This is a genomic window from Halopseudomonas salina, assembly GCF_014637955.1.
GTDB classification, from domain to species: Bacteria; Pseudomonadota; Gammaproteobacteria; order Pseudomonadales; family Pseudomonadaceae; genus Halopseudomonas; species Halopseudomonas salina.
Map to the genome: position 1 here is coordinate 546259 of NZ_BMFF01000003.1, position 17445 is coordinate 563703.

At 58.7% G+C, this 17445-nt stretch carries 13 protein-coding genes; 2 read left to right on the forward strand and 11 right to left on the reverse strand.

Going from position 1 to position 17445, the window contains the following annotated elements; translation table 11 throughout:
• Positions 1-21 precede the first annotated feature (21 nt).
• From IEV54_RS09910 to glnE, 10 genes are all read right to left on the reverse strand, one after another.
• Positions 22-1467 (reverse strand): lipopolysaccharide kinase InaA family protein, encoded by a 1446-nt coding sequence (locus IEV54_RS09910; protein ID WP_150278258.1) that lies wholly within the window; start codon positions 1465-1467, stop codon positions 22-24.
• Positions 1464-2237 (reverse strand): lipopolysaccharide kinase InaA family protein, encoded by a 774-nt coding sequence (locus tag IEV54_RS09915; RefSeq protein WP_150278257.1) that lies wholly within the window; start codon positions 2235-2237, stop codon positions 1464-1466. The genes IEV54_RS09910 and IEV54_RS09915 overlap by 4 nt, the downstream gene beginning before the upstream one ends.
• Positions 2238-2312: 75 nt before the next feature.
• Entirely contained in the window at positions 2313-3083 is a 771-nt protein-coding gene (locus IEV54_RS09920; RefSeq protein WP_150278256.1) for a lipopolysaccharide kinase InaA family protein, read from the reverse strand.
• A complete protein-coding gene (locus IEV54_RS09925; RefSeq protein ID WP_150278255.1) occupies positions 3080-3826 on the reverse strand; it encodes a lipopolysaccharide kinase InaA family protein in 747 nt (248 codons plus the stop codon). The genes IEV54_RS09920 and IEV54_RS09925 overlap by 4 nt, the downstream gene beginning before the upstream one ends.
• Positions 3823-4638 (reverse strand): lipopolysaccharide core heptose(I) kinase RfaP, encoded by an 816-nt coding sequence (gene rfaP, locus IEV54_RS09930; RefSeq protein ID WP_150278254.1) that lies wholly within the window; start codon positions 4636-4638, stop codon positions 3823-3825. Before rfaP ends, IEV54_RS09925 begins: the two co-directional genes overlap by 4 nt.
• Entirely contained in the window at positions 4635-5756 is a 1122-nt protein-coding gene (locus tag IEV54_RS09935) for a glycosyltransferase family 4 protein (protein WP_150278253.1), read from the reverse strand. The genes rfaP and IEV54_RS09935 overlap by 4 nt, the downstream gene beginning before the upstream one ends.
• Entirely contained in the window at positions 5756-6817 is a 1062-nt protein-coding gene (gene waaC, locus IEV54_RS09940) for a lipopolysaccharide heptosyltransferase I (RefSeq protein WP_150278252.1), read from the reverse strand. The genes IEV54_RS09935 and waaC overlap by 1 nt, the downstream gene beginning before the upstream one ends.
• A 2-nt stretch (positions 6818-6819) precedes the next feature.
• Positions 6820-7866, reverse strand: a complete 1047-nt coding sequence (gene waaF, locus IEV54_RS09945) for a lipopolysaccharide heptosyltransferase II (RefSeq protein WP_150278251.1) — start codon at positions 7864-7866, stop codon at positions 6820-6822.
• A 93-nt stretch (positions 7867-7959) separates the two neighbouring features.
• Positions 7960-8883, reverse strand: coding sequence for a branched-chain amino acid transaminase (locus IEV54_RS09950; RefSeq protein WP_188434406.1), 924 nt, complete (start codon positions 8881-8883; stop codon positions 7960-7962).
• A gap of 104 nt (positions 8884-8987) precedes the next feature.
• The gene (gene glnE, locus IEV54_RS09955; RefSeq protein ID WP_150278250.1) at positions 8988-11912 is read right to left on the reverse strand and encodes a bifunctional [glutamate--ammonia ligase]-adenylyl-L-tyrosine phosphorylase/[glutamate--ammonia-ligase] adenylyltransferase; all 2925 of its coding nucleotides are present in this window, start codon (positions 11910-11912) and stop codon (positions 8988-8990) included.
• A gap of 236 nt (positions 11913-12148) precedes the next feature.
• Between glnE and aceE the strand changes: the two genes are divergently transcribed.
• Both aceE and aceF read left to right on the forward strand, forming a co-directional pair.
• On the forward strand, positions 12149-14806 hold the full coding sequence (gene aceE / locus IEV54_RS09960) for a pyruvate dehydrogenase (acetyl-transferring), homodimeric type (RefSeq protein WP_150278249.1): 2658 nt from the start codon (positions 12149-12151) through the stop codon (positions 14804-14806).
• A gap of 11 nt (positions 14807-14817) precedes the next feature.
• Positions 14818-16491 (forward strand): dihydrolipoyllysine-residue acetyltransferase, encoded by a 1674-nt coding sequence (gene aceF / locus IEV54_RS09965; protein WP_150278248.1) that lies wholly within the window; start codon positions 14818-14820, stop codon positions 16489-16491.
• A 119-nt stretch (positions 16492-16610) separates the two neighbouring features.
• On the opposite strand, the gene IEV54_RS09970 is transcribed toward aceF, so the two are convergent.
• Positions 16611-17207, reverse strand: a complete 597-nt coding sequence (locus IEV54_RS09970; RefSeq protein ID WP_223825485.1) for an REP-associated tyrosine transposase — start codon at positions 17205-17207, stop codon at positions 16611-16613.
• Between the last annotated feature and the right edge of the window lie 238 nt (positions 17208-17445).

The window sequence follows — 17445 nt, forward strand, 5'->3', positions numbered from 1 at the left end:
TTCAGCTTCACCTTCCTTTGCTTATCGAGGTACGTGGGCTTCCAGCCATCTTCTCAGCGGGCTATCTTCTGGCCAATTGCGAATCAAGCGAGACCGATCCTTGGTCCAGGCTCGCTGCCAATCCTGCTGACTACTGTGAGCACTGAGAGCATCCAGATCAATTAACCAAAGGACCTTTCCGTCCCATAGCAAATTAGTCGCTTTGAAGTCGCCGTGGGTCACCCTCGACTCAATTAGCTGCTTGAATACAATGAGAATCGCAGTAGCTTCATCACTTTCGGGCACTCTTTCTCCAGCGCTACCAAAATGAGTCAACAAATCAGTACCCGAACAATACTCGGTTATTAACCAGGCACGACGGCGTAACGGGCCAAAACGACTTTCGATCATCGCCAGAGGAGCGGGCGTGGCAATCCCCAGGAACTGCAGCCTGTGGCCGGCAAGCCAGGAATGCCATGCCCGGCTTGGGCGCCAGAAGCGCGTCAACCAGTGACGTAGTCCCTTGATGTTGTAACGCTTGATGACCACGGGGCCATCTTGGGTCTCTGCCAGAGTAACGCTGCTACTGCCACCGTCTTTCATGGTGGGCGCGGCAGCGAAAGGCTGATCGGGATCATTGAGCAAGGCTTGCAGCGCCTCGGCCTTGCTGCGCACTACCGAGGTAAAACGTGACCAGCTTTTTTGCACCATGAAATGGGTGCAGTCGCGCACGGCCTTGGCCAACCAGGCATTCAGCCGTTTGACGCGGACCTCTCTTACCTGCCGGAGCAGCCGGTCAGGGTTGAGCGAGCGTTCGGCGTTCACCTGCAGATAGTCAATCAGCAGCAGTTCCATCATGGTGTCCCAGCACGAATCAAGCTGGGCAAAGAAGATGGCAAGGTTGTCTTCCGCCTCCCGAGCGCTGATTGGCTGGCCCGGGGAGAGCACCTTGATAGCATCCCCATCAATGACGTGCACCTGACCTTCGTGCAACAGGAAATTGCCCATGTGGAGATCGGTCTGGATCAGACCAGCGCGATGCATAAGTGCGATGCTGCGCAATGCGCTGCCCATGAGGGCCATGGCCTCAGGGTCGCCAGGCGCAAGGACCGATTTACCAGTCAAAGCACAAAGCGCGTCCCATTGCTGCTGTAGCGTCTGCGCACTCTCAAGGTAATGGGTACACAGATAGAATCCTTCATGCTCCAGTTCGCCCAGGGCAACGATGCCGGGCGTATGGATTTGTGCCGTATCAAGTGCGCCCAGCCCGTCCATCTCCCGCTGCCAGTGCTGCCTGGCACGGGAAGCGATGAACAGCTTGACCAACACCGCCTGCCCCGCAAGCTCTCCGGCGCCCACCAGCCTCTGCTGCGGCAACACGCGCAGCCAATCAGTGACTGTCAGCTCACCTGAGGGAGTCGCCACGGTAAGTGGCGCGGGAGGTTCCCGACCACTTTGACGCAAGGTCTGAATAATACTTTGGGTCAAGCTGCTGCCTTCCTCTTGATTCGCCTGTCAATTTTCATGATCCAGCCTCGAGCCTCATCGTCCAGCTTGCGCTTGTCGAGGTAAGACAGCAGAAAGCTCAACCTCTGTGCTCTGGACGGCTTTTGTGTGCGCCTGTTGAGGGTGGCGAGGTCGGACACCCGGTCGTGCTTTCCCAGCCAGCTGCGCCGGGTCTTCTCCAGATCGATCAGCCGGGCTTCTGCCTGACCGTGCCTGAGCTTGACGAAAATGTGTTTTGCATACAGACAATTATGCACATTGCCCGTCTGGTGCAGGCGTTTGACCAGCATTGCAATAGCCTGAATCAGTGTCTTCTTGTCCGTGTACGCGAGCGTATCCCACTTCTCCAGCCATTGATCCAGGGGATCAAAGTCATCCAGCGCACAGGTCAGCAAGAGCGCCCGTTTATGGCCTGCCTGGCGTCTCTCGGCAAAGGCAACCGCTTTCAGGGCAGGCACCTGATAACGGGCGTAAGCCTGGATGGCCCGGTACTCCCGGGCAAAGGTAGGCTCGCCAAACGGCTTCAGTACACTGCGAGTCAGATGGTTATCCTGGCGCTTCAGATAAAAACCGTGGCTTCTGCCCTGATCATCCTCCAGATCAAGACGGTAAACAGTGCTCCATCCACCACGGGTGGTATTGGGGGCGTCGACTGCATCCAGCTTGAGATTCCATAAAGCCTCAAAGCTGTTCAGTCGATGGCGCGCAAGCAACCTTCCCGAGTCGCCCGGCGCAAAAAAATCCTTGCTCATATTCATCCTAACCATGAATTTGTAACAAGGATAACGCAAATAATCGCTTACAGCTTGTCTCGTCCTGAGTCAGCGCTACTTGAGCTCACTCGCCCTGCGCGCCATTACCTGCGCAAGCAAGTGCCTTGAGGGCCCCGTCAGACGCTGCTTCCCGGTATAGGCGAGCAAAAACCGCAGCTTCTGACCCGGCGTTACTACCTGGCTCTTGCGCAACAGGCTGCGTAGGTCTCTGATCTTGTCCCGCTGGCCAAACCATGCGTGCCGGGTTTCTACCAGGTCGATCAGTCGCGCACCGGCCCCGTCATCGTCGAGCTTGAGAAAGATATGTCTCGGGTACAGATTGTTGTGCATCCGCTCGGCATTGTGCAGTGAGCGAACCAGAGCCGCTGCCGCCAGAATCAGATCCTGTCTGTCGCGCCAGGCCAGTGAGCTCCAGCGCTCGAACCACCAGGTAAGGGGTTTGTAGATATCCAGCGCCCGTGTCAGCAGAATCGCCTGTTGATGCCCATCCACGCTTCGCCGGGCAAAGAAGGCGGCTTCCAGCGCTGGGATACCCTGATGGGCGAAATGCTGGATTGCACGAAATTCGCGGGAAAAGGTGGGCTCTCCCAGCGGGCACCTGAGACTTCTCGCGAGCTGGTGATCCTGACGTTTGAGATAGAAGCTTTGCGGGTTGCCGTTGGCATCCTCCAGCTCGATACGCACAACTTTCTTTACCCCCTTGCCACTCGGGGGCGCAGTGGTACTGTCGTTCTCGCCATAGCGCCACAGTGCCTCGAAGCTATCAAGACCATGCCGTGCCAGCACGTCCTGCGCATTCACCGCAATAAAGACTTCGCTCTTCATTCGCGCCCCCTGAAAAAAGCCTCAACCGCTCTGATGCGCTTCTTGTCTTTGGTCGTCAATCGGGGGCTTTCGCAATAATCATGATAAAACCGCAAGCGCTGGGTGCGGGACAGGACCTGCTTGCCCAGTTTGTCCAGACAAGCGAGGTCCTTGATGATCCGGTACTCGAGCACAGGTCCCCACCAGAACGAACCACTGGGGCAGTCGATCATGAATACATCGGGAAAGGGTTTTTCATCGACCAGGATATTGCGCCATTTCAGATCGTTATGAGCAAACCGTTGAACATGCATCATGCGTGTCGCGTGGGCGATCTGACGCGATACATGATTCACCCAGACGCGGTCCTTGAAACGGGGATCTCCGTCCTTGGCGATATGCGCCAGATCGGCGGTGCCGGCAAGATCCTGGGTAACCAGGGCGCCGCGATAAAAGGCGCCGTTTCGACGCTCCAGACCAAAGCCGACAATAGTGGCCGAGGGTATGCCCCACGCCTGAAAGTGCTGCAGATTCTCCCATTCTGCCTGGATTCGCGCCCGGCCAATGTAGCGACGCAGATTCTTGCCGGCGCCGGTGTAGCGTTTGACGTAATAGTAGCGATCAGCCACCCACACCTTGTGCACGGTACTGATCGGATCGCTGGTGATCTGTTCGCCTTCCAGCGCAAACACCGTATCCAGATCAGCGAAGACCTCGCCGCTGACACCGGTGGCATATTCGGGATTCAACGTCCAACCCGTCATGCATTCGAACCCTTGGCATACTTGCGCTCGAATCGCGCCTGCAATTGTCCGGCCTTGGCCTCGAGCATCGCCAACAAAGCGGCCTCATCGACCAGTACCTGGCGTAGGGGCCGGGCGAAGTATTCCCGCAAAAATCGCAGCTTGTCGCGACGGGTGAGCCCGATATTCAATGCCGAAAAATACAAACCGGCCAGATCCTTGTCCCTCCAGCGACGCGGTACGCTGGGGCGGATCTGCGCGCGGTGCAGATCAATCAGGGAAAGCCGGAAATGCTCAGGCGTCGGCGGCTGGTCGGTATGCAGCAAAAAGTGGCAGATATAGCAATCACGGTGGTTCACGCCAGCCTGATGCATCCGCCGGGTCATGCTCGCGACTTCCTTGATCAAGGCCCGTTTGAGCGCAGGCGGCGGCGGCGTGGTGGTCCAGTCGAGACTGAAGTCCTCGAGGCTGATCGTGGGAGCCAGTTCCTCGGTAATGATGAAGGAGTGCCGATTCGCCGGATTGGCTCCGCGCTCGCCAAAGGCCACTGCAGTCATGGTGGGCACATGTGCGGCCGTGAGCGCATGGATCGCCTCCCACTCCTGGTCCGCGCCCAGTACCGGACGCTTCAGCGTGAGCCAGTTCTTCAGAATCTCGCCCCAGCCCACGCCACGATGAATCTTGACGAAATAGCCCTGCCCTGCGACTTCCGTGCGCAACGTACGACGCGCTTCCAGCTCACGGAAGACTTCACCCTGCAGCGCCTCGACCTGCCGGAAGGCGTCCTGGCCGGCCCACAATGTGGCGAAAGGTTCGGATAGATGCAGGGTCAAACAGTCTCTCCCAGAATCACGTCAGCTGCACGCTCCGGCAGACTGTAGAGATCGGCCCGGTCGGCAAACGCCAGTGCATTCTCGTGCCAGCGCAGACGCACCTCTCGGTCCTCAAGCACCTGCAGCAACGTGTGGTTGAATTGGCGCTGCTGGAAAGGCGTGGGTATCACGCGGCCACAATCGGCTTCTTCAATATAGTGTGCGTAGCCACATACATCAGTCACCAGCACAGGCAGACCCGCGACCAGCGCTTCGAGCAGCACCGTTCCGGTATTCTCGTTATACGCGGGATGCACCAGCACATCGGCGCCCAACAGAAACCGTGGAACATCGTCCCTGCCTGCCAGAAAGTCGACCTGATCACTAATGCCGGCGGCGCGCGCCTGCATCTGAAAGGGCTTGGCGTCGTCCTGTCCGATGACGATCAGTCGCGTACGCTTGCGCATATTGCCTGGCAAGCTGGCCAGCGCGGCAATCGAGCGGTCCAGGCCCTTGGTCTTGAAGCCGGAGCCCACCTGCAGTAACAGCAGATCGTCATCCGCCAGCCCGAACTCCGCACGCAGTGCGGCGCGTTGCGCGGCGGCATCGGGCGGCATTCTGCGGTCCGGCGCAATACCCGGCGGCAGGAGATGAAAGCGATCCTCCGGTGTGCGGTAATGCTTCATGAACAGGGGCTTCTGCACTTCGGAGATCATCAGGATCTCGGTACCTCGCTCCGGTGCAAAAACCGCTTTCTCATACTCGGCGAAATGCCGGTACCGACCCCAGAGGCGGTACAGCGGATTGCGCAGTGTCTGCGCCTTGTCCTCGAAACAGGGGTCGGCGGCATAGTACACATCCAGTCCCGGCATCTTGTTGAAGCCCACAACCCTCTCCACCGGCCGCTTGGCAAGATCCGCCTGCACCCAGGCAGTGAATTTCTCGTTGCGGCGATGATTGGACAGTGCTTTGACCGGGGCGACCAGTACTTCGAAACCCTCAGGCACATCGCCTTCCCAGATCAGCGTGTAAACGCGGATAGCATGTCCGCGCTCCTGACACACGCGCGCTATACGCATGAAGTCGCGCTGCAGTCCGCCAAAGGGGAAATACTTGTACAGCACAAAAGCCAGTTGCATCAGAGCACTCTCTCGTCCGTCAGCAGCCCTTCCAGTTGAGTCATGACTCTTTCCGGGTGCAGGCGGGTAAAGCATAAGGGTTGCTCGCGGTGCAGGTCGAACTCGCGAGCATCTGCGGGCGTGGGCGTGTAAACACAGCGTTTCTGCATGCACGGGGCGCAGGGGAAGTCACTGGCCAGATGGATCTGGGAGCTGCCGTAGGCACCGGTAAACCCGGCATTGGTTGGCCCGAACAGGGAGATCCCGGGTACGTCGAGCGCGGCAGCCAAATGGCCAAGCCCCGTATCAACCGCAACGCAGGCGCGAGCTCCCGCAATGATCCGGGCAATGCCTGCCAGCTGCATTGGTGGCAAGACCTGAACCCCGTCCAGATCAGCGGCAATGCGCTCAGCTCTCGCCTTTTCAGCTGGGTTGCCCCATGGCAGACGCACCTCGATTCCCTGTTCTATGGTCAACTCGGCCAATCGCCGCCAGTACAACTCCGGCCAATGTTTGGAGGCCCATGTAGTACCGTGCAGAAACAGCACATACGGTCGTGTCGCCGGGCCACCGCTGAAATATTCGCAATCCAGACCATAATCACCCAGGCCATCAGGCAATTGATAGCCCAGCGCAGCAGCGAACAACTGACGCACTCGCTCAACCGCATGCTGGCCCCAAGGCACATCCAAACCGCGATCATAGAAGCGACTCGCCAAAGGCTCGCGCGCGGAGGTGCGATCCAGCCCCACAACAGGACCCTGAGCATAGCGGGTCAGAAATGCACTCTTGAGCAAGCCCTGGGCGTCAATGATCAGGTCGTAGGGAGTACTTTTGAGACGCTGCCGAACGTTTTTCCATTCGCCGCTGCGCATGGTCTTAAATGGACTCTTGCGCCAGCGGCGTATCGCTACAGGAATGACCTGAGCAACGGCTGGATGCCAGGCGGGAATTTCGGCAAAGGCCTCTTCCACTACCCAGTCGAACTCGATATCAGGTATCGAGCGCCGCGCATCGGTCAAGGCTGGCAACGTATGAATCACATCCCCCATCGAGGAGGTCTTGATCAGCAGCACGCGCATGGTCAGCTGTCCCGCGGATCGGCAAGAGGCTCGCTGACCAGCCGACCCAGAGCGGTTGTAACCAGCTCGGGACGCAAGTCGCGCAGACAGTTGTAATGACCAAAACGGCAGGTGCGCTCAAAGCACGGACTGCATTCCAGACCAAGCTGGAGCGTCTCCACGCTACTGGCCAGCGGCGGCGTGAACCCGGGCGACGTGGAGCCGTAAACGGCCACCAACGGCCGGTCGAGCGCTGCCGCCACGTGCATCAGCCCCGAGTCATTGCTGACGACAGCGCTGGCGCAGGACAGAAGGTCAATTGCCTCGGCAAGACTGGTGTCGCCTGAAAGGTTGACGGACTCTTCGCGCAGGCCGGGTATCAATCGCTGGCGGATATCCTCGCCAACCGGATGGTCCTTCTTGGAGCCGAATATCCAGACTTGCCAACCCTGGCGTATCTTTTCATCGGCCACAGCCGCGTAGTGCTCCGAAGGCCAACGTTTGGACTCGCCAAATTCTGCGCCGGGGCACAGCGCCAGCACCGGCCGATCCAGAGTCAATCCGAAACGGCTCAGCGCAGCATCAAGGCTCACCTGTTCAATCTGCAATGCAGGTTTGGGGTATGGCTCAGGCAAGTGAGCACCAGGCTCAAATGCCAGTGCCATGAACCGCTCGATCATCAGCGGATAGCGCGCCTTGTTCAGTACCCGGGCATCGTTGAGCAGACCGTAGCGCATCTCGCCGCGCCAACCTGTGCGCTTGGGAATACCGGCAAAGAATGGCACCAACGCGGACTTGAAGGAATTGGGCAGCACGATCGCCTGGTCGTACCGTCCCGCCAGCTCCTTGCCAATGCGTCGGCGAGTACCCAGTTCAAGCACGCCATGACCCAACGGAAAGCTGAGCGCCTGACGTACCTGCGGCATACGTTCGAGGATCGGCCGACTCCACTCGGGAGCCAGCACGTCGATCTGGCAATCCGCGCCATGCTGCGACTGGAGGCAGGCGAATAGCGTCTGCGCCATCACCATGTCGCCAACCCAGCTTGGCCCCACGATCAGAATTCTCATAAGCAGCAAGCCTCAAGCTGCAAGAAAGCCCGAAACGGCGGCAAGCGTCCGATTCCCGACAGTTTGCAGCTTGCAGCTTGCAGCTTGCAGCTCTCAGCTGACAAGCGTGCGCCACTCAGGGTGCGCTGCGGTCTGACCGCTGACCAGGTCGAAATAGGCCTTTTGCAACTTCTCGGTGATCGGCCCACGATGCCCAGCACCAATCTGCCGACAATCGAGCTCGCGAATCGGGGTTACTTCAGCGGCGGTGCCGGTAAAGAAAGCCTCGTCAGCGATATATACCTCGTCACGGGTAATGCGCTTTTCGACAATCGGAATGTTCAGCTCGCGCGCCAGCGTCAGTACCGTGCTGCGGGTAATGCCGTTCAGACAGGCTGTCACTTCCGGGGTGTAGATCACGCCAGCCTTGATAATGAAAATATTCTCGCCGGAGCCTTCGGCCACATAGCCTTCCGGGTCGAGCAGCAGCGCTTCGTCCGCCCCAGCAGATACCGCTTCCTGCAGGGCCAGCATGGAGTTCATGTAGGCACCACTGGCCTTGGCCCGGGTCATGGTGATGTTCACATGGTGGCGGGTAAAGGAGCTGGTGCGAATCTTGATGCCGCGCTCCAGTGCCTCATCACCCATGTAGGCACCCCAGTGCCAGGCAGCAACACTCACGTGCACCTTGAGGTTATCGGCGCGAATGCCCATGCCCTCGGAGCCGTAAAATGCCAGAGGACGGATATAGGCAGTTTCCAGGTTGTTGTCACGCACAGCGGCACGCACCGCTTCGTTGATTTCTTCTTTGGTGAAGGGAATCTTCATGCCCATGATGTGGGCGGAATCAAACAGCCTGTCGGTATGTGCCTCCAGACGGAAAATCGCGGTGCCGTCCGGCGTCTTGTACGCGCGCACACCTTCGAAAACCGCCATACCGTAGTGCAGCGAGTGCGTCAGCACATGAATATTGGCTTCGCGCCAGGGGACCATTTTACCGTCAAACCAGATAAAGCCATCACGATCGGCCATCGACATTGCAGCCCACTCCATAATATTGGGTTGTACTAAACTGGTGGATCCAAATTCGTATGTGTCGGCCGACCTGCCTCTGGCGGAGAGCACAGCTCAGCCCGCCGGACCTAATCAGGCAGCCACTGTTGCCAGAGGGCCATGACGGCGCGACGAAAATCATGAAACTGGTCGCCGCTTACTTTGCCTGGCTGCTTTTGCAATGCCAGGCGATGGGCCGCTGCCCGGTAGGCCTTGTAAGCCTCCTGCAGACGTTGTACGTCTTCACCGGATACCAATCCGGCGTCCCGCAGCCCATCAAGTATTCGGATGTTGTCGGTGTACCGCAGCAATTCGGGGTGCTGGCACGACCAGGCCAGGACGGCATATTGCACCATAAATTCGATGTCGACGATACCTCCGGCATCCTGCTTGAGATCAAACAGTGCCTGTTCGGTAAACGCTGAGGGCGCGAATCCTGCACTGGTTGCCTTGGTAGCCAGGTTATCACGCATTTTCTGGCGCATGCCGGTGACCTCGGCCCGCAGAGCGGCTTCGTCGCGGGGCCTGCCGAGCACCTCGGCGCGCAGCACATGAAAGCGATGACTCAGGCGCTTGCAACCGGCCAGAACACGGGCTCTGACCAGCGCCTGGTGCTCCCAGGTCCAGGCTTCCTCGCGCTGGTAGCGCGCATAGGATTTCAGCGAGCTGACCAGCAGCCCGGAGTCTCCCGAGGGTCGCAGACGCATATCCACATCATAGAGCGCCCCGGAGGTGGTCTGGGCATTGAGCATATGGATAATCCGCTGACCCAAACGAGTATAGAACCGGCTGCCATCGATCGGTCTGGGACCATCGGTTTCAGCCTGGCCATCCCCATCGTGAATAAACACCAGATCCAGGTCAGAACCATGACCCAGCTCGATGCCGCCAACCTTGCCGTATCCCAGAATCACAAAGTCCATTTCACAATCGGAGCCATCCTCGCGCTTGGGCTTACCATGGCGCAGGGTCATCTCCCGCCAGGCCAGCTGCAACACCTGCTGCAAGATCGCCTCGGCGATCCAGGTGAGGTAGTCACTGACTTTCATCAACGGCAGGCTACCCGCAATCTCGGAAGCTGCAACACGCAGCACATGGGCACGTCTGAAGTAGCGAAGCACCTCCATCTGCTGCTCAAGATCATCCTCGGGAATCCGCATCAGCTGCTGACGCAGCTCATCAACCAGCTCTTCGGTTTCCGGTGGTCGATACAAGCGCCCGGCATTCAGCAGCTCATCCAGCACCACTGGATAGCGGGTGATCTGTTCGGCGATCCACGGGCTGGCCGAACACAGCACCAGCAATTCCCGCAGGGCGCCAGGATTCTCCGTCAGCAACAGCAGATAGGCTGACCGTCTGGCCACGGCCTCGACCAGAGGCATCACGCGATCCAGCGCCAGATCCGGATCATCCTGTTCGCTGGCCATGCCCAGAAGCCGCGGCACAAATACATCCAGCCGCTCGCGGCCAAGCCTCTGCATGGACTTGACCCGACCGGAATTCAGCAGGCCACCGATCTTGCGCCATGCCTCTTCGGGGTCCTTGAACCCACCTGAACGCAACTGCTCGATGGCCTGTTCAGGGTCGCCACTTTCCCACACCGGAATCCATTCGGCATGCCAGCCAGGCTCTTCATCCTGATCCTCATCAGGATCAGCAATCACGCCGGCAAAATGCTTCGCCACACGGCCACGGTGCGTTTCCAATGTCTCGCGAAAGCTGTCCCAGCCATCAAATCCCAACATATAGGCAACCCGCGCCCGCCCCTGCGGATCAGTCGGCAACATCTGTGTCTGCCGGTCATCAATGGCCTGCAGTGCATGCTCGGCATCGCGCAGAAACAGATACGCCGACTTGAGCTCATCCACTACCGCGGACGGCAAATATCCATTGGCAGCCAGTACATCGAGTACGGTCAGAATCGGACGCTGCTGTAACGCCCTTTCGCGCCCGCCATGGATCAGTTGAAAAGCCTGGCCGATAAACTCGATCTCGCGGATTCCACCAGAGCCGAGCTTCACGTTGTCTTGCAGGCCCTTGCGCTGGACCTCACGCTGGATCATGAGCTTGAGGCTACGCAGCGCTTCAATAGCGGCAAAATCCAGATAGCGCCGGTACACGAATGGCTTGAGCATGGATTGCAGCTCGGCACCGGCCGCCTGGTCACCCGCCACAACCCGTGCCTTGATCATGGCGTAGCGCTCCCAGTCACGGCCCTGACTCTGGTAGTACTGCTCCAGGGCATCAAAGCTGAACACCAACGCGCCACTGTCGCCATAAGGTCGCAGACGCATATCTACACGAAACACAAAACCGTCAACGGTTATGTTGTCCAGCGCCTTGATCAACCGCTGCCCGACGCGGATGAAGAACTCCTGGTTAGACAGGCTGCGTCGCCCTCCCCGCGTCTCGCCGGCTTCCGGATAGGCAAAGATCAGATCGATATCTGACGACAGGTTGAGCTCGCGCGCGCCCAGCTTGCCCATCCCCAGCACCACCATATGCTGAGGATCACCCGCGTCACTCATCGGGGTGCCCTGACTGGTGCAACTGTCTGCGTATAACCATCGATAGGCAGCTTCAATACAGTGATCGGCCATCTCGGACAGATCCCGAACGGTTTCGGCGGTATCGGCTCGGCGGGTCAGATCACGCCAGATGATCCGCACCTGCTGCTCCTGTCGAAAGCGCCGAAGAGACTGCGCCAACAGGTCCTCGGTATCCACCTCGGCGAGGGCCTCAGCCAACATGGACTCCATCTCCCCACTTGCCAGCCGGCGCCATAACAGATCACCGCGCATCAGCCTCCCGGCCATGGCCGGATCGCGTCGCAATTGCTCGGCCACAAAATCACTGCCCGCCAGCACATGCCGCAGCTCGGCTATGAACTCTTCGCTCTGCGCCTGTGGGTCCTTCAGCTCATCCTGGGCAACTGCTGCGCGCCATTGGGCCAAATGATGATCAACCAGCGGCTGCAACGAAAACGGGAGGGGGGACGGCGGAGAAAAAACCATGGTCTATCCTGTAGAAACGACAATGCTGCAGCTTGCCACGCCAGCATCGGATGGAAAAGAGCCCGCAACCGGGACCGGCTGGTCATTTTGTAGTTTTACTACCAAAGTCGCAGCAAATCAGTGGAATCTTAATAATTCATGTAGTTATACTACAGCCACCGAATCCAATACTCGTCAGTCAAACCGGGCGCCTTGCCCGCCAAGACTGATTAGGCCCACAAGGTCTGGAGCAAATAATGAAGCAAGACGATATCGATCCCCTTGAAACCCAGGAATGGCTCGACTCTCTGGAATCCGTGCTGGACAACGAAGGCGAGGATCGGGCGCATTACCTGATAACCCGCCTGGGGGAACTGGCCAGCCGCAGTGGCACACCGCTGCCCTATGCAATCACCACCCCCTACCGCAATACCATCCCGCTGACCCACGAATCGCCGATGCCCGGTGACCTGTTCATGGAGCGGCGAATTCGGTCGATGGTCCGCTGGAACGCGTTGGCCATGGTCATGCGCACAAACCAGCAGGATCCCGATCTGGGCGGTCATATTTCCACCTTTGCTTCCAGTGCCACCCTGTATGACATCGGTTTCAATTACTTTTTCAAGGCCCCCACCGAGGAACATGGTGGCGACCTGGTGTTCTTTCAGGGTCACGCCTCCCCCGGCATTTATGCCCGGGCCTACCTCGAAGGCCGCATTAGCGAAGAGCAGCTCAACAACTTTCGCCAGGAAACCGATGGCAAGGGCCTCTCCTCTTATCCTCACCCTTGGCTGATGCCCGATTTCTGGCAGTTCCCGACCGTATCCATGGGCCTGGGCCCGATCCAGGCCATCTACCAGGCGCGCTTCATGAAATACCTGGAGCACCGGGGCTTTATCGAGCCCGGCAAACAGAAGGTCTGGTGTTTTGTCGGCGACGGCGAAACAGACGAGCCCGAGTCGCTGGGCGCCATCTCCCTGGCCGGCCGTGAAAAGCTCGACAACCTGATTTTCGTCATCAACTGCAATCTGCAGCGCCTGGATGGACCGGTACGTGGCAACGGCAAGATTATCCAGGAGCTGGAGGGCAGCTTCCGCGGCGCCGACTGGAACGTGATCAAGGTCATCTGGGGCCGCATGTGGGATCCCCTGCTCGCCCGCGACCACGATGGCCTGTTGCAGCAACGCATGGAAGAGGCGGTGGACGGCGACTACCAGAACTACAAGGCAAACGACGGTGCTTACGTTCGCGAGCATTTCTTCGGTACCCGGCCCGAGCTAAAGGAGATGGTCAAGGACCTGTCCGACGAGGAAATCTGGAAGCTTAACCGCGGTGGCCACGATCCTTACAAGGTGTATGCCGCCTACCATGACGCGGTCAACCACACAGGTCAGCCGACAGTGATCCTGGCCAAGACCATCAAAGGCTATGGCACCGGTGCTGGTCAGGGGCAGAATACCGCCCACAACACCAAGAAGGTCGATATCGACAGCCTGAAGTTGTTCCGCGACCGCTTTGATATTCCGGTCAACGACAAGGACCTGGAAAAGCTGCCCTTCTACAAGCCCGAGGAAGGCAGCGCCGAATACAAATACCTGCACTCGCGCCGCGAAAAACTTGGCGGCTATATGCCCAAGCGCCGCGTTGAAAGCTTCAAGGTACCGGTACCGCCACTGGACACGTTGAAAGCGATTCTGGATGGCAGCGGCGATCGGGAGATTTCCACGACCATGGCCTTCGTGCGCATCCTCTCGCAGTTGGTCAAGGACAAGGAACTGGGTTCGCGTATTGTGCCAATCGTGCCAGATGAGGCGCGCACCTTTGGTATGGAAGGCATGTTCCGCCAATTGGGTATCTACTCTTCGGTCGGTCAGCTCTACGAGCCTGTGGACAAGAATCAGGTGATGTTCTACCGAGAGGACAAGAAGGGGCAGATCCTCGAGGAGGGCATCAACGAGGCCGGCGCGATGTCCAGCTGGATTGCTGCGGCCACTGCGTACAGCACCTATAACCAGCCGATGCTGCCGTTTTATATCTTTTATTCGATGTTCGGATTCCAGCGTATTGGCGATCTGGCCTGGGCCGCCGGAGACAGCCGCGCCAAGGGCTTCCTGATTGGCGGCACCGCCGGGCGCACCACGCTCAACGGCGAAGGCCTGCAACACGAGGACGGCCACAGCCACATTCTGGCATCGACCATCCCCAATTGCCGCAGCTACGATCCCACCTATGGTTACGAGCTCGCGGTGATCATCCGTGAGGGTGCACGGCGGATGATGGAGGAACAGGAAAACGTCTACTTCTATCTGACCGTGATGAACGAGGCCTACGAACAACCGCCGATGCCCAAGAGCAAGGATGTCGAGGAAGGCATCATGCGCGGCATGTACCTGCTGCAGGAGGAGAAGAAACCGGCCAAGCTGCATGTGCAACTGATGGGCAGCGGTACCATCCTGCGTGAGGTGATCGAAGCCGCAAATATTCTCCGGGAGCAGTTCAAGGTGACGGCGGATATCTGGAGCGTCACCAGCTTCAACGAGTTGCGCCGCGACGGCCTGGATGTGGAACGCTGGAACCGGCTGCACCCGACCAAGACCGCCAAGGTCAGTTTTGTCGAGCGCAATCTGGCCAAGCGCAAGGGGCCGGTGATTGCCTCTACCGACTACATGAAACTCTTCGCTGATCAGATCCGCCAGTGGGTCCCGGGTACCTACAAGGTGTTGGGCACAGATGGCTTTGGACGAAGCGACAGCCGTCGCAAGCTACGGCATTTCTTCGAGGTAGACCGTAACTGGGTGGCCTACAGCGCGCTGGTCGCGCTGGTGGAATCCGGTGACCTGGAACCCAAGGTGCTCAGCGATGCGCTGAAAACCTTCGGTATCGATCCCGGCAAGACCAACCCGCTGGACTGCTGAGGAGACAGGCAATGAGTGAAGTAATCAAGGTACCCGGCATCGGCGACGGTGAAGGCGAAGTCATTGAAATACTGGTCAAGGCCGGCGACAAGGTCGAGGCCGAGCAGAGCCTGGTCGTTCTCGAATCGGACAAGGCCAGCATGGAAATCCCCTGCCCCAAGGCAGGCACGATCAAATCGGTCAAGGTCAGCATGGGCGACAGCCTAAAAGAAGGTGACGACCTGATCGAACTGGAAGTGGCGGACGGCGGCGAGAGCGAGCCCGAGAAGGAAGCTGAATCCGAAGAGTCCGACAGCAAGCCCAAAGACGACAAGTCGCAGGACGATGAGCCTGCAAAGCCCGCAGCGTCGGAGGCCAAGTCGGAATCAGGCGACGTTGGCGATAGTGGTGACAGCGGCGAAGTAAAAGAGGTCAAGATTCCGGATCTGGGCTCGGACAGCAAAGCCGAAGTGATCGAGATACTGGTCGCCAAGGGCGACAAGGTCGAGGCTGACCAGTCGCTGATCGTGCTCGAGTCCGACAAGGCAAGCATGGAGATCCCGGCGCCCTTTGCTGGCACAGTGGAATCCGTTGAGATCAAGAAAGGTGATCAGGCGGGCACGGGTGACCTGATCCTGCATATGCGCACCGAGGGCGGTGGGGCCAAGTCTGAATCCAAGCCCGCAAAATCCGACGCGCAGGCATCGGCTCCCAAGGCAGGAGAAAAGAAAACCACCTCTGAGCCGGACCAGCCAGAGGAAGACACTCCGCCTCCGGTCGGCGGCCCAAGCCGTGATGGCGCCAAGGTACATGCCGGCCCGGCAGTGCGCCTGCTGGCCCGCGAGTTCGGCATTGAACTGGCCAAGGTAAAACCCAGCGGACCCCGTGATCGCATCCTCAAGGAGGACGTTCAAAAATATGTGAAGGGCCTGGCCAAGCAGGAAAAACAATCAGCGGCCGGGGGCGGAGCAGGCATACCACCTGTACCCCAGATAGATTTCAGCCGCTTTGGCGAGACAGAAACGAAGGACATGACCCGCCTGCAACAGGCCGGAGCGACCAACATTCACCGCAGCTGGCTGAACGTGCCGCATGTGACCCAGTTCGACCTGGCTGACATCAGCGAACTGGAGAGCTTCCGCAAGGCGCAGAAAACGGTAGCGGAAAAGGCTGGCGTGAAACTGACCGTCCTGCCCTTCCTGCTCAAGGCCTGTGCGCATCTGCTGCGCGAGATGGAGAACTTCAACGCGTCCCTGGCGCCCAATGGCAAGCAACTGATCTACAAGAAATACGTGCATATCGGCTTTGCAGTCGATACACCCGACGGCCTGATGGTGCCGGTAATACGCGATGTGGATAAAAAGAGCCTGCTGCAACTGGCAGGGGAAGCGGCTGAGTTGGCGGAGAAGGCGCGCACCAAGAAGATCAGTGCTGATGCAATGCAGGGTGCCTGCTTCACCATCTCCAGCCTGGGACATATCGGCGGCACCTATTTCACACCCATCGTCAATGCACCGGAGGTGGCTATTCTCGGAATATCCAAAGCCACCATGCAACCTGTCTGGGATGGAGAGGCGTTTCAGCCGAAGCTGATGCTGCCGCTATCGCTGTCCTACGATCACCGCGCGATCAACGGTGCCGCCGCAGCGCAATTTACCAAACGACTGGGTGAACTGCTGGGGGATATTCGGTCGATGTTGCTTTAAGGCGATCACGGCCCAGGTGGAACTGGGCCCTCCCAGCCCGGGAGTGTCGAGTTCCACCTCGACAAAAGAGCCAACCAAAACTCCGCCGGCCCAGGTAGAACTGGGCCATCCCAGAGAAATTACCCCCCTCCCCAGGCACTTGACCACCTCCAGTCTTCAGCCGTGGCGCATAGCCCTGCTTTGACAGGATTCTGATGGACGTAATATATGGCAGCGTCCAGATGGCGCTGATCACGAATATATCTGTCCCAATACCCGCGCATCCAGAAGCGCCCCATAGGCAAAGGTAACGCCAGGGCCTCGCCATTCAATACCGCCCATCGTGCGCTGTATGATTTCCAACCCTGCACAATCCGTGGCAAAGAAAAAGTCGGCTCTATCAAGGCATGCACGTGATTGGGCATGACGCACCAGGCAATCAGCTGATACCGGCGGCCATGGTAAAAGCGCAGGGTCTGGCACATGATTTCAGCCAGTGCCGGCTCCCGCAAAGCACAGCAACCGAGCCCCTGGTCGAGCCAGCGCTCAATGGCTTCACGCTGTTTTCTGGACTGTTGTTCCGAGGGTAACTTCTGGATCTGTCTGCTCAAATCACGCAAAACAGGCTGCGGAAGGGCATCAGCCAAACGAAAAGTGATGAACTGGAGAGTGTGCGGCGCATCGAAGTGCGGCACTTTACGAGCCCTGTACCAGCCCCTGTGGTCGTTTGCTGTCATGCTGAACATCCATGTTCACGTTTTATTACATGAGTGCATGTTAGCAAGCGCTGTATTGATGGGCTGAGAGCTAAGTCGCAGTTTCAAGGATTGCCCAGCTTCGCTGGCCGCTGGCCGAGATGGAACTAGGCCCTCCCAGCCCGGGAATGTCGAGTTCCACCTCGACAAAGGGGTCAGCCCAAACTCCGCTGGCCCAGGTGGAACTAGGCCCTCCCAGGCCCGGGAATGTCGAGTTCCA

Bases quoted from the DNA above. Each gene is read 5' to 3' on its own strand.
- IEV54_RS09915 (WP_150278257.1), bottom strand. From the start codon at position 2,237: ATGAGCAAGGATTTTTTTGCGCCGGGCGACTCGGGAAGGTTGCTTGCG.
- IEV54_RS09920 (WP_150278256.1), bottom strand. From the start codon at position 3,083: ATGAAGAGCGAAGTCTTTATTGCGGTGAATGCGCAGGACGTGCTGGCA.
- IEV54_RS09925 (WP_150278255.1), bottom strand. From the start codon at position 3,826: ATGACGGGTTGGACGTTGAATCCCGAATATGCCACCGGTGTCAGCGGC.
- IEV54_RS09935 (WP_150278253.1), bottom strand. From the start codon at position 5,756: ATGCAACTGGCTTTTGTGCTGTACAAGTATTTCCCCTTTGGCGGACTG.
- waaC (WP_150278252.1), bottom strand. From the start codon at position 6,817: ATGCGCGTGCTGCTGATCAAGACCTCCTCGATGGGGGATGTGATTCAT.
- waaF (WP_150278251.1), bottom strand. From the start codon at position 7,866: ATGAGAATTCTGATCGTGGGGCCAAGCTGGGTTGGCGACATGGTGATG.
- IEV54_RS09950 (WP_188434406.1), bottom strand. From the start codon at position 8,883: ATGTCGATGGCCGATCGTGATGGCTTTATCTGGTTTGACGGTAAAATG.
- glnE (WP_150278250.1), bottom strand. From the start codon at position 11,912: ATGGTTTTTTCTCCGCCGTCCCCCCTCCCGTTTTCGTTGCAGCCGCTG.
- aceE (WP_150278249.1), top strand. From the start codon at position 12,149: ATGAAGCAAGACGATATCGATCCCCTTGAAACCCAGGAATGGCTCGAC.
- aceF (WP_150278248.1), top strand. From the start codon at position 14,818: ATGAGTGAAGTAATCAAGGTACCCGGCATCGGCGACGGTGAAGGCGAA.
- IEV54_RS09970 (WP_223825485.1), bottom strand. From the start codon at position 17,207: ATGACAGCAAACGACCACAGGGGCTGGTACAGGGCTCGTAAAGTGCCG.